This window comes from Streptomyces sp. NPDC043680, from assembly GCF_056436685.1.
In genome coordinates this window covers 369654-388188 of the sequence record NZ_JBWKCE010000002.1, presented here as the reverse complement: position 1 = coordinate 388188, position 18535 = coordinate 369654, and the positions used below count along the sequence as shown (strand labels likewise).

At 73.1% G+C, this 18535-nt stretch carries 15 protein-coding genes, 2 tRNA genes and 1 pseudogene; 1 reads left to right on the top strand and 17 read right to left on the bottom strand.

Features of this window, described 5'->3' with window-relative positions; translation table 11 throughout:
• Nucleotides 1-123 precede the first annotated feature (123 nt).
• From AC0666_RS05115 to AC0666_RS05055, 13 genes and pseudogenes are all read right to left on the bottom strand, one after another.
• Nucleotides 124-2496 (bottom strand): annotated as a pseudogene (locus AC0666_RS05115) (ComEC/Rec2 family competence protein); the annotation flags it as partial.
• Nucleotides 2493-3341: a ComEA family DNA-binding protein gene (locus AC0666_RS05110; protein WP_478707115.1), complete on the bottom strand. Its 849-nt coding sequence runs from the start codon at nt 3339-3341 to the stop codon at nt 2493-2495. The gene AC0666_RS05110 and the pseudogene AC0666_RS05115, both read right to left, overlap by 4 nt.
• A 283-nt stretch (nt 3342-3624) precedes the next feature.
• On the bottom strand, nt 3625-4470 hold the full coding sequence (locus AC0666_RS05105) for a DegV family protein (protein WP_468967884.1): 846 nt from the start codon (nt 4468-4470) through the stop codon (nt 3625-3627).
• Between the two features lie 215 nt (nt 4471-4685).
• Nucleotides 4686-5435: a hypothetical protein gene (locus tag AC0666_RS05100; protein WP_478707114.1), complete on the bottom strand. Its 750-nt coding sequence runs from the start codon at nt 5433-5435 to the stop codon at nt 4686-4688.
• Between the two features lie 123 nt (nt 5436-5558).
• A complete protein-coding gene (leuS, locus tag AC0666_RS05095) occupies nt 5559-8432 on the bottom strand; it encodes a leucine--tRNA ligase (protein WP_478707113.1) in 2874 nt (957 codons plus the stop codon).
• A gap of 248 nt (nt 8433-8680) precedes the next feature.
• A tRNA-Ala gene (locus AC0666_RS05090) sits at nt 8681-8753 on the bottom strand.
• 204 nt (nt 8754-8957) lie between these two features.
• Nucleotides 8958-9191, bottom strand: coding sequence for a hypothetical protein (locus AC0666_RS05085; protein WP_007264019.1), 234 nt, complete (start codon nt 9189-9191; stop codon nt 8958-8960).
• 150 nt (nt 9192-9341) lie between these two features.
• Nucleotides 9342-9414, bottom strand: a tRNA-Ala gene (locus tag AC0666_RS05080).
• Nucleotides 9415-9593: 179 nt separating this feature from the next.
• A complete protein-coding gene (locus AC0666_RS05075) occupies nt 9594-10277 on the bottom strand; it encodes a histidine phosphatase family protein (RefSeq protein ID WP_468968523.1) in 684 nt (227 codons plus the stop codon).
• A complete protein-coding gene (gene rsfS / locus AC0666_RS05070) occupies nt 10274-10720 on the bottom strand; it encodes a ribosome silencing factor (RefSeq protein ID WP_361713689.1) in 447 nt (148 codons plus the stop codon). The genes AC0666_RS05075 and rsfS overlap by 4 nt, the downstream gene beginning before the upstream one ends.
• A gap of 108 nt (nt 10721-10828) precedes the next feature.
• The gene (locus AC0666_RS05065; RefSeq protein WP_478707112.1) at nt 10829-12535 is read right to left on the bottom strand and encodes an LCP family protein; all 1707 of its coding nucleotides are present in this window, start codon (nt 12533-12535) and stop codon (nt 10829-10831) included.
• Between the two features lie 23 nt (nt 12536-12558).
• The gene (gene nadD / locus AC0666_RS05060; protein WP_468967893.1) at nt 12559-13176 is read right to left on the bottom strand and encodes a nicotinate-nucleotide adenylyltransferase; all 618 of its coding nucleotides are present in this window, start codon (nt 13174-13176) and stop codon (nt 12559-12561) included.
• Between the two features lie 89 nt (nt 13177-13265).
• A complete protein-coding gene (locus AC0666_RS05055) occupies nt 13266-13433 on the bottom strand; it encodes a hypothetical protein (protein WP_468967895.1) in 168 nt (55 codons plus the stop codon).
• Nucleotides 13434-13574: 141 nt separating this feature from the next.
• On the opposite strand from AC0666_RS05055, the gene AC0666_RS05050 reads away from it, so the two are divergent.
• Nucleotides 13575-14669, top strand: a complete 1095-nt coding sequence (locus AC0666_RS05050) for a M48 family metallopeptidase (RefSeq protein ID WP_468967897.1) — start codon at nt 13575-13577, stop codon at nt 14667-14669.
• Here AC0666_RS05050 and AC0666_RS05045 read toward each other — a convergent pair.
• The 4 genes from AC0666_RS05045 to AC0666_RS05030 form a co-directional block, all read right to left on the bottom strand.
• Nucleotides 14653-15804 carry an SCO2583 family membrane protein gene (locus tag AC0666_RS05045; RefSeq protein ID WP_468967900.1) on the bottom strand — a complete coding sequence of 384 codons (1152 nt, stop codon included), beginning with the start codon at nt 15802-15804 and terminating at the stop codon, nt 14653-14655. The two genes, AC0666_RS05050 and AC0666_RS05045, sit on opposite strands and share 17 nt — an antisense overlap.
• A gap of 71 nt (nt 15805-15875) precedes the next feature.
• Nucleotides 15876-16427 (bottom strand): SCO2584 family spore wall biosynthesis protein, encoded by a 552-nt coding sequence (locus tag AC0666_RS05040; protein WP_468583018.1) that lies wholly within the window; start codon nt 16425-16427, stop codon nt 15876-15878.
• A 76-nt stretch (nt 16428-16503) separates the two neighbouring features.
• A complete protein-coding gene (locus tag AC0666_RS05035) occupies nt 16504-17781 on the bottom strand; it encodes a glutamate-5-semialdehyde dehydrogenase (protein ID WP_468967905.1) in 1278 nt (425 codons plus the stop codon).
• 317 nt (nt 17782-18098) lie between these two features.
• Entirely contained in the window at nt 18099-18515 is a 417-nt protein-coding gene (locus tag AC0666_RS05030; protein ID WP_361713675.1) for a hypothetical protein, read from the bottom strand.
• Nucleotides 18516-18535 lie beyond the last annotated feature (20 nt).

The window sequence follows — 18535 nt, the reverse complement described above, 5'->3', positions numbered from 1 at the left end:
CCGTGCTGTGTGGACTTGTACCGCTCTGGCGAAAACGCATTCGATCATGCTGTCGGGTCGGGGGCAAACAGAGGCGGGCCGCCCCGTCCGCCCGTGTCGTCGGCGCCGCCGGCCGGACGGGAACGCCCGTAGGAGCGGGCCGCTCCCGCTCACGGCGATCGAGCCGTCGGTGTCCGTGCGCAGAACGGTCGCCCCCCTCGACCGCAGCCGCGCGAGCGTACCCGCCGCGGGATGCCCGTAGCGGTTGCCCTCGCCGACCGGGACGAGCGCCAGCCGGGGCCGGATCCGGTCCTGCAGGCCCGGATCCTGGTGGGCCGAGCCGTGGTGGGCGACCTTCAGGACATCGACCGGCCCCAGGTCCGGACGGCCGCTCAGGAGCGCCTGCTGCGCAGGGGGTTCGAGGTCGCCGAGCAGCAGCAGGGTGAGGCCGGCGCTGCGCACCAGCAGGGCCACGCTCGCGTCGTTGGGGCCCTCGGGCGGCGGACCCTCCGGCGGCGGCCACAGCACCTCCCATTCCAAGGCTCCGACCCTGCGCCGCTCGCCCGCCTTCGCCGGTACGACGGGCACCCGGGCGGCGGCCGCGGTCCGGCGGACGAACGCGGCCTGCCCGGCCGGCTCCTCCAGTGTGGTGGTCTGGATCACCCCCACGGTCCTGCCCCGCAGTACCCCGGCCAGGCCGCCGACGTGGTCGGCATGGAAGTGCGTCAGCAGGAGCAGCGGCACCCGGTGCACCCCCAGGGCGCGCAGGCACGCGTCCACCGGGCCGGGTTCCGGACCGGCGTCCACCACGACGGCCGCACCCGCCCCCGCGGCGAGGACGGCGGCGTCCCCCTGCCCCACCGCGCACTGCACGTAACTCCAGTCGGGCGGAGGCCAGCCGGTGAGCGTACGGGTCAACTGCGGCGGCCGCAGCAGGGCGAGCAGCAGCAGCACCGCCAGGCCCGAGCACACCCACGGCCGGTGCACCAGCCGGGCCCCCAGCACCGCGACGGCCAGGGTGACCACGGCCAGCAGCAGGCCCCCGGAGACCCCGCCCGGCCAGGCGAACTCGGCTCCGGGCAGCCGGGCCCCGGTCCGGGCGACGGCCGCGATCCACCCGGCGGGCACCCCCGCGCACCGCGCGATCAGCTCGGCGGCGGGCATGCACAGCGGGGCGGCGGCCAGGACCGCAAAGCCGAGCACGGTCGCGGGACCCGCCGCGAGCTCGGCCAGCAGGTTGCACGGCACCGCCACGAGGCTCACCCGCGCCGACAGCACGACGACCACCGGTGCGCACACCGCCTGCGCCGCGGCGGCGGCCCCCAGCGCCTCCGCAAAGCGCGGCCGCATCCCGCGCCGCCGCAGGGCTTCGCTCCACCGGGGGCCGAGCGTCAGCAGGGCCCCGGTGGCCAGGACCGAGAGCAGGAAGCCGGGACTGCGGGCCATCCACGGGTCCCAGAGCACCAGCAGCAGCACGGCCGCGGCCAGGGCGGGGACGAGGGATCTGCGCCGCCCGGTGGCCAGGGCCAGCAGGGTCACCGTCCCGCAGGCCGCGGCCCGCAGCACGCTCGGCTCCGCCCGGCACACCACGACGAACGCCAGCGTCAGCGCCGTCCCGCACAGGGCGGTCGCCCGCAGCGAGAGCCCGAGCCGGGGCGCGAGCCCACTCCGCTCCGCCTGCTGGGCACGGGCCGGCGGGCCGATCAGCAGGAACAGCACCACGGTCAGGTTGGACCCGGAGACGGCCAGCAGATGCAGCAGGTCGGTGGCCCGGAACGCCTCGTCCAGGTCGGGCGGCACCCGAGAGGTGTCCCCGACCACCAGCCCGGGCAACAGGGCCCTGGCATCCGGCGCGAGCCCCTCGGTGGCTTCGCGCAGCCCGGCCCGCAGCCTCCCGGCGGCCCGCTGGAGGGCGTCGGGCCCGCCGGCCACCCGCGGCGGGGTGTCTTCGGCGGGGCGCAGCAGCGCCACGGCCCGCTCCCCCGCCCGGCCCGGAGCCAGCCGGGCGACCACCTCCACCCGCGTGGAGGGCAGCAGCCGGGCCCACTGCGGGTGCCCGGCCACGACCCGTACGGGGGTCTCGACGCGGCTCTGCGTCCCGTCGGGCCCGGTCACCCGGGTCAGCACGGCGTCCAGCACCACCGCGGGCGGCTCGCTCCCGCTCCGGGCGGTTCGCGGATCGGAGCCGACGGTGAGCTCGGCCAGCACCCTGGCCCGCTCCCCGGCCAGCCCCACGACCGGCCCGGCCCGTGCCTCGGCCTGCTGGAGGCCCGCCACCCCGGCCCCCGCCGAGGCGGCGAGCAGAGCCAGGGCCGCGGCGGTGCCGAGCTTCCACAGCCGCTCCGGACGCCGGCATCCGGCCAGTACCAGCAGTCCGGCGCCGATGACGCCGAGCCCCACCCCGACGGCGGTCCGACCGGCCGGCGCACCGAGCGCGAGGGCGGCCCCCGCCCACGCGGCCAGCGCCGGCACGGCAAGGCGCAGATCCACCGGGCCCGCCGCCTCGGGGCGGTTCACGGCCGCACCAGCTTGCGCAGGTCGGAGAAGCGCCGCTCCCCGATGCCGTCCACCTGGCGGAGCTCCTCCACGGACCGGAAACCGCCGCGGGCGGTCCGGAAGTCCACGATGTGCTGCGCCAGCACCGGCCCGACCCCGGGCAGGCCGTCCAACTGCTCGACGGTGGCCGTGCCCAGGCTCAGCGGGCCGGGAGCCGGACTCGCCCCGGCTCCGCCCGGGAGGGGCTGCGCGGGGGCGCCCACCAGCACCTGTTCGCCGTCCACCAGCACCCGGGCCCGGTTGAGCCCGGTGGTGTCGGTACCCGGCCGCACACCCCCGGCGGCGGCCAGCGCATCCTCCACCCGCGAACCGGCGGGCAGCCTGCGCACCCCGGGGTCACGCACCTTGCCGCTGACATCCACCACGACGCCCGCGCCCCCGGTACCGGCCGGCGGTCCGGCAGCCCCCTCGGGCCCGCCCGCCGAGGCCGGTCCCGCCGTCGGCGCGACCACCGCCGGGGCGGTCACCGGCTCCGGCCGGCCCGACCAGTACTGCTGGACCCCGAAGGCCACCGCGGCGGCCAGCACCACCGCCACCGCTGCCACAGCACGCGGCTCCACCCCGCACCGGGCCTGCACCCACATCGGCAGCCGCTCGCGGACGGCAAGCCATCGCAAGGCCGCCCCGGACACCGCACGCGGCGGCTCCGGCCCGGACCCGGCCACCCGCTCCGGCCCGGGATCCGCCGCGACTCCGGGATCCGCCGCGACCGGCGCCCGGACCGGATCGGGCGGGGGCCCAGGCACGGGCACCTGCGGCGGGCCGCTGCCCCCGAGCAGGGCCTCCGCCCGGCGGCGTACCGCCACGTCCCCCGGATCGTGGGGCGGGACCGGCCGGCGACCGCGGCGGTGTCGGAGCCGGCCGTCGGAGAGACGGGGACGACCGGGGCCGCTGGTGGCGCCGGCGGGATGCGAACGTCGTGTGCGAAGAGTCATGCCACGACGGTAGGGGCCCCTCCCCCATCCCGCTCGGACCGCCCAATTCCGGTGCATAACCCGTCCGTTGTGGATAACGCCACCACCCGTTCCGGTGCCCGGGGAGCGAGTGGCGGGCGCCCGCCGCGTGCCGGGCCCGGCACGGAGGCCGAGCTCAGTGGGGCGAGACGACCGCCGCCAGCAGCCCCGGTCCGGTGTGCGCGCCGATCACCGCGCCGACCTCGCTGACGTGCAGCTCGACCAGGCCGGGGATGCGTTCGCGAAGCCGCTCGGCGAGCTTCTCGGCCCGCTCCGGCGCCGCCAGGTGGTGCACGGCCACGTCGACGCTGCCCGTTCCGGCGCGCTCGACCGCCAGCTCTTCCAGCCGGGCGATGGCCTTGGAGGCCGTACGCACCTTCTCCAACATCTCGATGCGGCCGCCGTCCAGCGTGAGCAGCGGCTTGACGGCGAGAGCCGAGCCGAGGAGGGCCTGCGCGGCGCCGATGCGGCCGCCCCGGCGCAGGTAGTCCAGGGTGTCGACGTAGAAGTAGGCCGACATGTCGGCGGCCCGCTTCTCGGCGGCGGCCACGGCCTCGTCCAGGGTTCCGCCTGCGTCGGCCGTCTCGGCGGCGGCGAGGGCGCAGAATCCGAGGGCCATCGCGACCATGCCGGTGTCGACCACGCGCACGGGCACCCGCGCGGTCTTGGCGGCGAGCACGGCGGCGTCGTAGGTGCCGGAGAACTCGGCGGACAGGTGCAGGCTGACGATCCCGGTCGCACCGGCCTCCGCAGCCGCCTCGTAGGCGCGGGCGAACTCTTCGGGGCTGGGCCTGGACGTGGTGACCGAACGGCGCTTCTGGAGGGCCAGGGCGAGGCTGCGGGCCGAGATTTCGGTGCCCTCTTCGAGGGCCTCCCCGCCGAGGACCACGGTCAGCGGGACGGAGGTGATCCCGTGCCGCGTCAGGGCCTGTGGGGGCAGGTAGGCCGTGGAATCGGTGACGATCGCGACATGGCGGGACATGAGCCGGAGGTTACCGCCAGTGGGGGCGGGACGGCACCCTGTGCCCGGGACCCGGATCATGCCTCACCGGCCCGCGCCGTACGGAAGGAACCCCAACTCGGTGCCCCCACACCGCGACCCGTCCCGGCGACCCGGCCCAAAGGGGCCGCCTTCCCGCCCGAATCCAACGACCGAACCCGGCGACCGAACCCGGCGACCGGCCGGACGGCGGTGGCTCAGGTCGTCGATTCCGGGCGCGGGGCCTTCTGCCACGGGTAGCGAACGGTCGGCGCCGCGGGATCCAGGGCCTGAGGCCGGTCCGCGGACGGAGCCTGTCCCTGCCCCTCCGACGGCACCCGGCCGCCCTGTCCTTGTCCCTGTCCCTGCGTCGCGTCCCAGGCCGCTGCGGCCGCCGCCAGGTCGTCCACCGGCTCCCGGGACCAGTCCCGCAGCGCGCCCGACTCCATCTTGATCTGCTCCGACAGCACCGACAGCTCGTCCTCCGCGAAGCGGCGGGCGCGGTCCCTGGCGGCCCAGCGCAGGGAGTCCGCCGCCTGCGTGATCTTCCCCACCCGTTCCCGCAGGTCAGGCAGGTTGTCGGCGATGCGCCTGCGGTCCGGCTCCTGCTCCAGCCGCTTCAGCTCGTCGTCCAGCTCGCGCCCGTGGGCACTGAGCCGCTCGAACAGCCCGATCGACTCCTTCAACGAGGCATCCGTCTGGACCCCCTGGTGCAAGGCCTGCTGCGTGGCCCGCATGGACGTCCGCAGGTCCAGCCGCAGCTGCGCCAAGGCGCCCGCGACGCCGACCTGGCCGAGGCTCCGCGCCTTCAAGGTGGTGTCCTCCACGGTCCGCCGGGCCTGGTGGATCGTACGGTCCACCCCCCGCTTCGCCGCGCCGACCGCCTTCACGGTGGCCCACAGCCCCAGGCCCATGAAGGCGAACAGCACCAACAGGGCCATGATGATGACCAACGCGCCCGCCTCCATGAGGTTCCCTTCCTCTTGCCGTCCCCTCCACCGTAAACGCCACGGGCAGGCCGGGGGTTCCAAACGAACCCCCAACCTGCCCGTACGGGAAGACCCCTAGCCCGGAAGATCCGGTCCGGCGCCTCAGACGACGATGTTCACCAGCTTCGGCGCCCGCACGATCACCTTGCGGATCTCCGCACCGCCCAGCGCCGCCACGACCGCCTCGTCGGTCAGCGCCAGCTGCTCCAGGTCACCCTCGGAGATCGCCGGCGGTACCTCCAGCCGGGCCTTGACCTTGCCCTTGATCTGGACGACGCAGGTCACGCTCTCGTCCACGACGTACGCCGGGTCGGCGACCGGGAAGTCCTGGTGGACGACCGACTCGGTGTGCCCCAGGCGGTGCCACAGCTCCTCCGCGATGTGCGGGGCCAGCGGGGCGATCAGCAGGACCAGACGCTCCGCGACCGAGCGCTCCAGCGGGCGCCCCGCCTTCGTCAGGAAGTTGTTCAGCTCGGTGATCTTGGCGATGGCGGTGTTGAACCGCAGGCCCGCCATGTCCGAGCCGGCCCCGTCGATCGCCTTGTGCAGCGCACGCAGCGTCTCCTCGCCCGGCTCGGCGTCGACGACGGTGACCTGGCCGGTCTCCTCGTCCACGACGTTGCGCCACAGGCGCTGCAGCAGCCGGTACTGCCCCACCACGGCCCGGGTGTCCCACGGGCGCGAGACGTCCAGCGGGCCCATCGCCATCTCGTACAGACGCAGGGTGTCCGCGCCGTACTCCTCGCAGATCTCGTCCGGCGTGACCGCGTTCTTCAGGGACTTGCCCATCTTGCCGTGCTCGCGCTTGACCGGCTTGTCCTGGTGGAAGTAGCCGCCGTCGCGCTCCTCGACCTCGGCCGCCGGGACGTACACACCGCGCTCGTCGGTGTAGGCGTACGCCTGGATCATGCCCTGGTTGAACAGCTTGTGGAACGGCTCGGCCGAGGAGACGTGGCCCAGGTCGAACAGCACCTTCGACCAGAAGCGCGCGTACAGCAGGTGCAGCACCGCGTGCTCGGCGCCGCCGACGTACAGGTCGACACCGCCGTGCGGGGCGTCCTCGCGCGGCCCCATCCAGTACTGCTCGATCTCCGGGTCCACCAGGGAGGCGTCGTTGTGCGGGTCCAGGTAGCGCAGCTCGTACCAGCAGGAACCGGCCCAGTTCGGCATGGTGTTGGTCTCGCGGCGGTACGAGCGCACGCCGCGGCCGTCGCCCAGGTCCAGCTCGACGTTGACCCAGTCGGACTTCCGCGACAGCGGGGTCTCGGGCTGGGAGGCTGCGTCGTCCGGCTCGAAGGTGCGCGGCGAGTAGTCCTCGACCTCGGGCAGCTCCAGAGGCAGCATCGACTCGGGCAGCGGGTGGGCGACGCCGTCCTCGTCGTAGACGATGGGGAAGGGCTCGCCCCAGTACCGCTGGCGGCTGAACAGCCAGTCGCGCAGCCGGAAGTTGACGGTGCCCTCGCCGATGCCCTGCTCGGCCAGCCACGCCGTGATGGCGGACTTGGCCTCGACGACGCCCAGGCCGTCCAGGGAGATGCCCTCGCCGGTCGAGTTCACAATGGTGCCGTCGTAGGAGGTGAACGCGTCGTCCCACTCCGCCGGGTCGGCGTCGCGGTCGTCCGAGGGCTCCACGACGCAGCGCATCGGCAGCTCGAAGGCCCGGGCGAAGGCGAAGTCGCGGGAGTCGTGCGCCGGGACGGCCATGATCGCGCCGGTGCCGTAGCCCATCAGCACGTAGTCCGCGATGAAGACGGGGACCAGGTCACCGCTGACCGGGTTGGTGGCGTAGGCGCCGGTGAAGACACCGGTCTTGTCCTTGGCCTCGGCCTGGCGCTCCACGTCCGACTTCTGGGCGGCCTGCTTGCGGTACGCGTCCACGGCTTCGCCCGGGGTCGCGGCGCCGCCGGTCCAGACGTGGTGGGTGCCCTCGGGCCACTCGGCGGGGACGATCTTCTCAACCAGCTCGTGCTCGGGCGCCAGCACCATGTACGTGGCGCCGAACAGGGTGTCGGGGCGGGTGGTGAAGACGGTGATCGCGCCGGCGTCGCCGACCTGGAAGTCGACGCGCGCGCCCTCGCTGCGGCCGATCCAGTTGCGCTGCTGCAGCTTGATGGCCTCGGGCCAGTCCAGCGCGTCCAGGTCGTCCAGCAGCCGGTCGGCGTAGGCGGTGATCCGCATGTTCCACTGGCTCAGCTTGGCCTTGAAGACCGGGAAGTTACCGCGCTCGGAGCGGCCGTCCGCGGTGACCTCCTCGTTGGCCAGTACGGTGCCCAGCCCGGGGCACCAGTTCACCGGCGCGTCCGAGGCGTACGCCAGCCGGTACTCGTTCAGTACGTCGGCCCGCTCGCCCGCGGTCAGCTCGGCCCACGCGCGCCCGCCGGGCACCTCGCGGGAGCCGTTCTCGAAGGCGGTGACCAGCTCGGCGATGGGCCGGGCTTTGCGCGCGTCGGCGTCGTACCAGGAGTTGTAGATCTGCAGGAAGATCCACTGGGTCCACTTGTAGTAGTCCGGGTCGATCGTCGCGAACGACCGGCGCTTGTCGTGGCCCAGGCCCAGCCGGCGCAGCTGGACCTTCATGTTCTCGATGTTCGCCTCGGTGGAGACGCGCGGGTGCGTGCCGGTCTGGACGGCGTACTGCTCGGCCGGCAGGCCGAAGGCGTCGAAGCCCAGGGTGTGCAGGACGTTGTGGCCGGTCATCCGCTGGTGGCGGGCGAAGACGTCCGTGGCGATGTAGCCGAGCGGGTGGCCGACGTGCAGGCCCGCACCGGAGGGGTACGGGAACATGTCCATGATGAACTTCTTGGGACGGGCGACGACCGCCGGGTCCCCGGCCAGGTCACCGGTCGGGTTCGGGGCCTCGTAGGTGCCCTGCGCGTCCCATACGTCCTGCCAGCGTGCCTCGATGTCGGCGGCCAGGGCAGCCGTGTAACGGTGCGCCTCGGCCGCCTCGGGGGCCGGGGTGTTCGTCTCGCTCATGATTCCTGAAGCTCCATCGATCGTCTCTGCCGTCTCTGCCTGCCCAAACGAAAAAACCCCTCGCACAGGAGGGGGCGCCGCGCCGATGCCGACCGTCTGGAAGGGTCGGCACTGATCAGCGCGGCTCGGTAAGCAGAAGGCGTACGGCACGCATGGCGTCAGGGTACCGCAGCGGTCCCCGCGGCCGCTCGACCGTTCCGCACAACGAGAAGCGGGCCACCCGATCCGGGTGACCCGCTTCCTCACTGTGGAGCTAAGGAGAATTGAACTCCTGACCTCCTGCATGCCATGCAGGCGCTCTACCAACTGAGCTATAGCCCCTTGCTTCTCTGCCGCCGGGCTCCTGCTCGGTTTCCCTTGCCGGTTCCCCCTGGCGACATCGAGAACATTACACGGTCATGGCCCAGGTCCAAAAATCGATTTCCGGGCGAGGGGATTTGCCCGATTCGCCCCGTCGCGGCCGGGCCACGTCCCGGACCGCGACCCGGGACCGCCCCGGACACGGCCCGGAGGCGGGAACGCCGTCTAGGCCCTGGCGAACTGGTAGAACCGCTTGAGCGTGCAGTGCTCGTCGAGCAGCCGACCGTAGATCGGCTCGCCCTCCAGCTCGCGGTACGTCTCGATCGGGTCGCCTTTTATGATCAACGCCCGTGCGCATTCCTCGCACCAGTACTGGTAGTCGGGGTTGACCGGTTCCATGTCCCGCACGATCGGCGTGCCGTTGTTGCACCAGTCGCACCGCCGCCGGTGTGCACCCATCCGTCAGCGACTCCCTCCCACGTCGGGCCGTCGACTCCCCCTTCGGCTGTCCGATTCTGCCACGCGGGCGCGGGGCAGGTCAGCCGACGCAGAGGACGGAAGGGACAAACAGAAGAATCCCGCCCCCTGTTGGGGACGGGATCCTGATTGTGGAGCTAAGGAGAATTGAACTCCTGACCTCCTGCATGCCATGCAGGCGCTCTACCAACTGAGCTATAGCCCCGCTCTCCGCCGCGCTCCCCCCGTTTCCGGTGTTCCGCGCTGCGAACAAGAAGAACTCTAGCCTGTGACCAGCCGGAAAGTGAAATCCGGGTCGGAACGGCCCCCGGACGGCCGTCAGGCCGCCGTCAGTCGTCCCGCAGCCGTCCGTCCGGTCGTCCGCCGGCCACCCGTCGGCGTCCGTCAGTCGTCGTCGCCGAGCACCGGTTCCGGCAGCGTGCCGGCGTTGTGCTCCAGCAGGCGCCAGCCGCGCGCGCCCTCGCCGAGGACGGACCAGCAGCAGTTGGAGAGCCCGCCCAGGCCCTCCCAGTAGTGCGCCTCCAGGCCGAGCAGCCGCCCGATGGTCGTGCGGATGGTCCCGCCGTGGCTGACCACGACGAGGGTGCCGCCCTGCGGCAGCCGGTCCGCGTGCTCCAGCACCACCGGCGCCGCCCGGTCGGCGACCTCGGTCTCCAGCTCGCCGCCGCCCCGGCGGACGGGCTCGCCGCGCTTCCACGCCGCGTACTGCTCGCCGTACTTCCCGAGGATCTCCTCGTGCGTGAGGCCCTGCCACTCACCGGCGTACGTCTCGCGCAGCGCCGCGTCGTGCGCCACGGGCAGGCCGGTGACGGAGGCCAGCTCGGCCGCCGTGGCCGAGGCCCGCCGGAGGTCGGAGGCCACGATGGCGTCCGGCTTCAGCGAGGCGAGCAGCCGGGCGGCCCGGCGCGCCTGCGTCCGGCCCGTTTCGGTCAGCTCGATGTCCGTGGAGCCCTGGAAGCGGCGCTCCAGATTCCAGGCCGTCTGCCCGTGCCGCCACAGGACGATCTTGCGGCCGGTCTTCGCACCGTTCGTCGTGCCGCTGGTGCCGCTCGTGCTGGTCGTGCTCAGAACAGATCACCGTCCAGTTCGTCGTCGCCGGCCGCCTCCCGCAGCTTGGCGTGCTCCTCGGCCTTGCCCTTGGTCAGCTTGGCGTCCTCGGGCAGCTCGATCTCGGGGCAGTCCTTCCACAGACGCTCCAGCGCGTAGAAGACGCGCTCCTCGCTGTGCTGCACGTGGACGACGATGTCGACGTAGTCGAGCAGGATCCAGCGGGCGTCGCGGTCGCCCTCCCGGCGCACCGGCTTGGCCCCGAGCTCCTTCTGCAGGCGCTCCTCGATCTCGTCGACGATCGACTTGACCTGGCGGTCGTTGGGCGCCGAAGCGAGCAGGAAGGCGTCGGTGATCGACAGCACGTCGCTGACGTCGTACGCGATGATGTCGTGCGCGAGCCGGTCGGCCGCGGCCTGGGCGGCGGTCGTGATGAGCTCGATGGAGCGGTCCGTGGCGGTCACTGGCCATGCTTTCGGGTTGGCGGGCAGATCCCTACAAGGGTCTCATGTACCGCCGACACCGCCCGCGCGCAGCGTTCCGCGCGGGCGGTGGCACGGCCGGGGGCCGGCTCAGGACGCTTTGTAGTCCTTGCCGAGGGTGACCACGACGTCCGCGTTCACGGCGTTCTCGGCCTTCTTCACGACCGTCTCCGGCAGGCCCAGCGTCTTGGCGACATCGACCGCCCTGGCCCGCTGTGCGTCGTCCTGGTACGTGATCTGCGTGGTGGACTGCGTCTTGTCGGCTCTGCCGCCGTCCACGAAGGTGTAGCCGCCGTTCAGCAGGGCCGCCTTCGCCGCGATCTGCGTCTTCTCGTCGCCGGTGGCGTCCTTGAGCCCGACGCGGGGGGCGGTGCCGGCCTGGGCGGCCGTGAAGCTGCCGCCGAGCACCTCCTTGACGACGTTCTTGCTGCTGTCGTCGGTGAGCGTGCCGTCCGGCTTCACCGCGAGGACGTCGGTGCGGTACGCGCCCTCCTTGGCGTGCTCGCCGAGTTTGGCGAGCAGGGCCCCGAGGGTCTGGGCGTTCAGGGCCGGGTCGAGGATCTGGCCCATGCTCTCGACGGTGACGGTGGCCGACTTCGGGTCGCCGGGGACCTTGCGCAGCACGCCGTAGAGCACCTTGCCCAGGCGGTCCAGCTGCTTGGCCTCCGGCTCGCCCTGCGCCCGGTAGGTGGCGTACGCGACGGCCATCGCGCCGCTGAGGTGCTGCTTCTGGCCCTGAGCGACGGCCGGGGTCTTGGCGGCCTCGTCGGCCGGGACCGCGGTGTCGGTGTCGGCCTCGATGCCGCCGACCAGCTCGACCAGGTTCTCCAGGAAGGGGGTGTCCAGGCGCCAGGTGCCGCCGATGCGGGTGCCGAGGACCGAGTCGAGGGACTCGCGCACGCCGAGACCGCCGTCCTCGACCGCCTTGCCGAGCGGCCCGCCCGTCCCGTCGTCCTTGGGGACGTTGAGGGTGTTCGGCACCAGGACGGTGGCGCCCTTCTGCGTGGTCACGTTGTCCACGAGCAGCGCCGTGGAGGTGCCGCCCTTCTTGGTGTTGTGGAGGTGGACGACGATCATGTCGCGCTTCTGCGGCCCGGAGGCGGCCGCGGTGTCCTTCTTCCGGCCGGGGCCGTCGAGGAACGGCAGCTTGCCCGCGTACCAGAGGTAGCCGACACCGCCGACGAGCAGCAGGGCTAGGACGACGATCAGCGCGACCACCCGCTTGCGCCCGCGGCGGCGGGCCTCCTCGCGGCGCTCGGTGCGGCTCTCGGTGAACTTGAGCCAGTCGATGACGTCCTCGGAGTCCTCGTCCGGCTGGTCGATGAAGGCGAACTGCTCGGTGCGGTAGTCCGGGGTGTCCTGCGCGGACTCGGCGCGGCGCGGCTCGGGGACCTGGGCGGCCCGCCGCGGCTCGGGCTCCGCATCCACCGGGGGGCCGGCGGGCTCCGGGGCGGTCTGCTGCGGGATCCACTGCTGGGCCTGGCGGGTGTCGTAGCCGTAGGAGGGGGCCTGGGCCTCCTGGGGCCGGGGGTACTGCTGCTGCCCGTAGTCCGCGGCGGCGGGCTGGTGGGGGTAGTACTGCTGCCCGTCGTAGCCCTGGTAGTCGTAGCCGTACTGCTCGCTCTGCTGCTGACTCTGCTGCTGTCCGTAGTGCTGCTCGTACTGCGGGCCAGGCGGGGCGGGCTGCGCGGGCACCTGGCCGTACACCGGCCGCCCGTACGCGTCGTAGCCGATGAGCTGCTGCTCCTGGGCTGTGCGCGGATCGTACCGGTCGTACGGATCCTGTCGGTCGTCCACCGAGGGCCCCTCTCTCCGGAAGCTCAGGCTCCCCGGTACAGCTCACGCTTGTCGATGTAGCGCACCACACCGTCGGGCACCAGGTACCAGACCGGGTCCCCCTTGGCGACCCGCGCACGGCAGTCCGTGGACGAGATCGCCAGTGCGGGCACCTCGACCAGGGAGACCCCGCCCTCGGGCAGTCCGTCGTCGGTGAGGACGTGGCCCGGCCGGGTCACTCCGATGAAATGGGCGAGCGAGAACAGCTCGTCGGCGTTGCGCCAGGTCAGGATCTGGGCGAGGGCGTCGGCACCGGTGATGAAGAACAGGTCGGCTTCCTGGTTGAGCGCGCTCAGGTCCCGCAGGGTGTCGATCGTGTACGTCGGCCCGCCGCGGTCGATGTCGATGCGGCTCACCGAGAACTGGGGGTTCGAGGCCGTCGCGATGACCGTCATCAGGTAGCGGTCCTCGGCCGGGGACACGGCCCGCTGCGACTTCTGCCACGGCTGGCCCGTCGGCACGAACACCACCTCGTCGAGGTGGAACAGGGCGGCCACCTCGCTGGCGGCCACCAGGTGTCCGTGGTGGATCGGGTCGAACGTCCCGCCCATCACGCCGAGCCGGCGCTTGACCGGGCCGGTAGGCATCTCCTGCTCTCCCATGAGCGCAGAGCCTACTGGCCCGGTGGAGCGAGCCGGACCGGCCTTCGGGCTTGTACGCGACACGCGGGCGCGACGGCGTCGGCCGGGCTCTAGCGGTCGCGGTTCAGGCGCGTGGTCACCCAGAGCATGAGCAGCAGGATGAACAGCGCGCCGCCGCCGGTCAGGTACGGGTTCAGGCTTGCGTGGTCGCCGCCGTGCTGCTCGGCACCCTCCGAGGCGAGAACGACCAGATTGTGGGCGGTGGTGGAGAGGCTCATCAGGCAGGTACCTATCGAGTCGGGGAGCGAGCGGAGACTTCGCTCACATCGTATGCGGGGGCCTGGGGCACGCTCACGCCGACTCAGGCGTTGGAGAGGATAGACGCACGTGCAGACTGGCCGATCGAGGGGGAGGGCGTCATGAGCGGGACGGTTTTCGAGAAGGCACCGGCGCGGGACCGCAGGAGGTTCCCGGGGATTTCGTCACGGGCGTACGAGCACCCGGCGGACCGCTCGGCGTTGGTCGCGCTGCGCAAGCTGAGCGGGTTCGACACCGTCTTCAAGGCCCTGAGCGGGCTGCTTCCGGAGCGCAGCCTGCGGCTGCTGTTCCTGTCGGACTCGGTGCGGGTGGGCGAGACCCAGTTCCCGCACCTGTACGCCATGCTCCGCGACGCCTGTTACATCCTGGACCTGGAGAAGGTCCCGCAGATGTACGTGCAGCAGGACCCGAAGCCGAATGCCATGTGCATCGGCCTGGACGAGCCGATCATCGTCGTGACCACGGCCCTGGTGGAGCTGCTGGACGAGGAGGAGATGCGGGCGGTGGTGGGCCACGAGGTGGGCCACGCGCTGTCGGGGCACTCCGTGTACCGCACCGTGCTGCTGTTCCTGACCGGCCTCGCGCTGAAGGTCGCCTGGATCCCGCTGGGCAATGTGGCGATCACGGCGATCGTGACGGCGCTGCGGGAGTGGTTCCGCAAGTCAGAGTTGTCGGCGGACCGGGCGGGGCTGCTCGTCGGGCAGGACGTGAACGCCTCGATGCGGGGGCTGATGAAGCTGGCGGGAGGCCACCACCTCCACGAGATGAATGTGGACGCCTTCCTGGCCCAGGCCGAGGAGTACGAGCAGAGCGGCGACCTGCGCGACTCCGTGCTGAAGATCCTCAACATGCTGCCGCGGACGCATCCCTTCACGACCGTGCGGGCCGCGGAGCTGAAGAAGTGGTCGCAGAGCCGGGACCACCAGCGGATCATGGACGGGCACTACCCGCGGCGGGACGAGGACCCGGACACCTCGGTGACGGACTCGTTCCGGGAGTCCGCCGCGCACTACGCCGAGTCCGTGCGCACCAGCAAGGATCCGCTGATGAAGCTGGTGGGCGACATCGCCGGCGGGGCGGGCGACCTGGGCGGCCGGCTCCGCGACAAGTTCACGGGAGCCGCCGGTGCGGGGGCCGCCCGTGCCTCCGACCCGGACGCGGACGGCAAGGGCAAGGGGACTACGGGGCAGGGCTGACGGGCTGGGTCGGCGGCGTGCTCGCCGTCGGCGCCAGTACGCCGCAGAGCCCGGCGGTGCGGCGGGGGTGCCCGCTGGCGTACGGGTCGCTCGCGGGCGGGCCGACCGTGGTCGGGCCGGCTCCGGCCAGGAGCGGGCGGAAGCCTGCGGCGGGGTCGGTGGCGCAGTCCTGCGGGCCGGCCATCACGTAGGCGGTCACCAGCTCCGCCCGCCGGACCGCGAGGTCCTCCCGGTCGAAGCGCAGCCGCAGCTCGCGCCGGACCGTGAAGAGCGAGGCGCCGTCGGCGGCGGCCGGGGCCCCGGTGGCGGGGCGCACCGCGTACACGAAGGTGTGATCGGTGAACACCTCCAGCACGTCCGGGGACACCTCGTCGAAGACGAGGGTGCCGCTCACCCGGACCCGGGAGTCGGCGAGGACGGCGGTGCCCGGGTCGAAGCGGACCAGCCAGCCGGTGGCCGCGTGGCGCCCGTCACCGGAGGGCGAGGTCATGCTGCGGTCGAACTGGGCCACCTGGTCCGGGTCGAGCAGGACCCGTACGGGCCGGGAAGCGGCGCCGGCCAGTACGTCCGGGTCCATGGAGGACTGCACCAGGTAGTCCTTGGCGACGGACAGGGCGGTGACCACCTGGGCGTCGGTGAAATGCGGGGTGCGGCGGACGGCGGGCAGGGTGATCCCGGCCGCCCCGACGCGGTAGTCGGCCGCCGGGCCGGCCGCGTACAGGTCGATGGGGCGCCCGCCGGGCACGGGGGTGGTGGGCGCGAGGGGCACGACCGTGCTGGAGAGCGGCTCGGTACGGGCCTCCCCCTGCGGCAGGGCCGGGTTGCGCAGGCCCATGTAGACGGCCGCGGCGAAGGCCACGGCGATCAGCAGCACGAGCACCATGCCCTGCCGTGCGCCGCGGCCCGGGGTGCCCGTCCGGGGCCGGGAGGGGCCGGCGCCCGACCAGATGGAGCGGCTGCGCACGGCCCGGGCATGCTCGCCCATGCGCTCCTCGGCGGAGTACTCCTGGAGCCGGGCAGCGCGGACGAAGTCCTCGTCGAACACCACCGACCGGTACTCGTCCGACCGGAACTCCTCGTCGCCCCCGCCGATGCCTTCGGGGGTGCCGTCGGGTGGATCTCCTGGCACGGCCATTGCTTCTCCCCGCTGTCCCCGCTTCAGAGAAGCCCCCGGCTCCGCCGAGAAAGAGGAGCGGGGTCGTACTTTCAGGGTTGGCGGCCGACGGGGTACATAAACGCTCCGGCGCCGGTGACTTCCGTCCGCGGGGTGCTGGCGGGCGCGGGGGCGGGTTCCGCCTCGCCCGAGGCGCTGCGGTAGACGGCGCTGAAGGCGAGGGCGACCATGCCCAGGCCCATCACGACGGCGAGGACCCAGGCGACCGGCCGGAGCCAGGGCGAGCGGCCGCGGTAGGGCCGCAGGCTGCCGCCGTAGGCCCCGTACGGTCCGTCTCCCCAGCCGCCGTGGCCGCGCTCCCAGCCGTCGGGCTCGTCGAGGCCGTACCCGTCGGCGTGGCCGTAGCCGTACCGGTCGTGGTCCTCGTCGCCCGTCCAGCCGCCTGCCACGGCGCGGGCGGCTTCCGCCTCGGCGCGCGCCAAGTCGGCGGCGCGCTGGCGCTCCGCGGCACTGGGTTCATGGATCTCGGCGCTCCGGACGAAGTCCTCGTCGAACACCACGGAGGCGAAGTCCTGATCCGCGCCTCCGCGGTCGTCGTCGGGCTCCCCGTCGTCCGGGAATTTGCCCCCCACGTCGTCCGGCACAGCCTCAGCGTAGACCCGGTGGGCTGCTTTGGGCAGGGCATGCGCGAAATCCGGCCACCCGGTGTGCGGGGCCCGGTTACCGGATGTGACCGTCGCCGGTGACGATGTACTTGGTGGAGGTCAGTTCCGGAAGGCCCATGGGGCCGCGGGCGTGCAGCTTCTGGGTGGAGATGCCGATCTCGGCACCGAAGCCGAACTGTCCGCCGTCCGTGAACCGGGTGGAGGCGTTCACGGCCACGGTGGTCGAGTCGACCAGCTGGGTGAAGCGGCGCGCGGCGGCCTGCGAGGTGGTGACGATCGCCTCGGTGTGCCCGGAGGTCCAGCGGCGGATGTGGCCGACGGCGTCGTCGAGGGAGTCCACGACGGCGGCGGCGATGTCGTAGGAGAGGTACTCGGCGGCCCAGTCCTCGTCGGTGGCCGGGAGCGCGGTGGCCTTGGAGTCCTGGGCGGCCGCGAGGACGCGTGCGTCGCCGTGGACGGTGACGCCGGCCTCGGCGAGGGCGTCGAGGGCCCGCGGCAGGAAGGCGTCCGCGATGTCGCGGTGGACGAGGAGGGTCTCGGCGGAGTTGCAGACGGAGGGCCGCTGGGCCTTGGAGTTGACGAGGATGTCCACGGCCATGTCGAGGTCGGCCTGGGCGTCCACGTAGACGTGGCAGTTGCCGGTACCGGTCTCGATGACCGGAACGGTGGACTCCTCGACGACGGTCTTGATGAGGGAGGCGCCGCCGCGCGGGATGAGGACGTCGACGAGGCCGCGGGCCCGCATCAGCTCGCGGACGGAGTCGCGGGACTCGCCGGGCACGAGCTGGATCGCGTCCGCGGGGATGCCGGTGCTCTCGACGGCGTCGCGCAGGATCGCGACCAGGGCGGTGTTGGAGGCGTAGGCGGAGGAGCTGCCGCGCAGGAGGACAGCGTTGCCGGACTTCAGGCACAGGGCGGCCGCGTCGACGGTGACGTTGGGGCGGGCCTCGTAGATGATGCCGACCACGCCGAGGGGGACGCGGATCTGGCGCAGGTCGATGCCGTTGGGAAGGGTCGAGCCGCGGACGACCTCGCCGACGGGGTCGGGGAGGGCGGCGACGTCGCGCACGTCGGAGGCGATGGCCGCGACGCGGTCGGGGGTGAGGGTGAGGCGGTCGACGACGGTCTCGCTGGTGCCGGCTGCGCGGGCCTTGGCGATGTCCTCGGCGTTGGCCTCGACGATCTCGGCCGTACGGGCCTCCAGCGCGTCCGCGATGGCCAGCAGGGCGGTGTCCTTGGCGGACCGCGGGAGCGGGGCGATGGCCGCGGCGGCGGTACGGGCGCGGTGCGCGGTGGCGAGGACGGGCGAGGCGGTGGCGTCGAGCGAGGTCATGCGGCCCAGGGTAATCCCCGGCGCCACCGGCCCGAGCGGGGTTTCCACCCCGCGAGACACCTCGCCGACCCGCCGACCCCGTCCCGGCCCACCCCGGCCGGAGCCCGCTGCGCGGAGCGTCTCCCCGCCCGCCCTTTCACCGTTTGCCGAGCTCCGCCCGGACCCGGTTCCGGGCACTCCGCGCCCGGTGCGCTCACACGCCGCGCGGGCTGAACACGTCCGGCCCCGCGCAGCGGCACGTCCGACGGCCGGGGCCCGCGCCGCCGGGGCCCGCCGGGGCCGGGGCCGCGGCCACCGGGCGGAACGCGTGGAACGGGTCAGTACGGGTGTACGCCCACGGGGTGGGCCGGGGGCGGGCCGTAGCCCTCCGCCACGCGGAGGTGGTAGGTGGCGCGGTCGATGACCTCCAGGCCGACGATCTCCCACGGCGGGAGCTGCGCCGAGGAGCGGTGTTCGCCCCAGAGCCGCAGGGCGACGGCCGCCGCGTCGTGGAGGTCGCGGGCCTCCTCCCAGTACCGGATCTCCGCGTGGTCGTCGGCGTACCGGCTCGTCAGCAGGAAGGGATGGTCGTGTGCCAGTTGCTCCAGCCCGCGCCGCACCTCCGACAGCGGCGCCGGCTTGCCGGAGACGCTCAGGGTGACGTGCCAGAGGCGCGAGGCTTCGTCCTGCTCGTCCCCGCCGCCGCTGATGCTGGTCAGCGCTCGTCTCACCAGCCGCCTCCTGTCTGCGCCCATGCGTGTCCGCCCCTCACAGT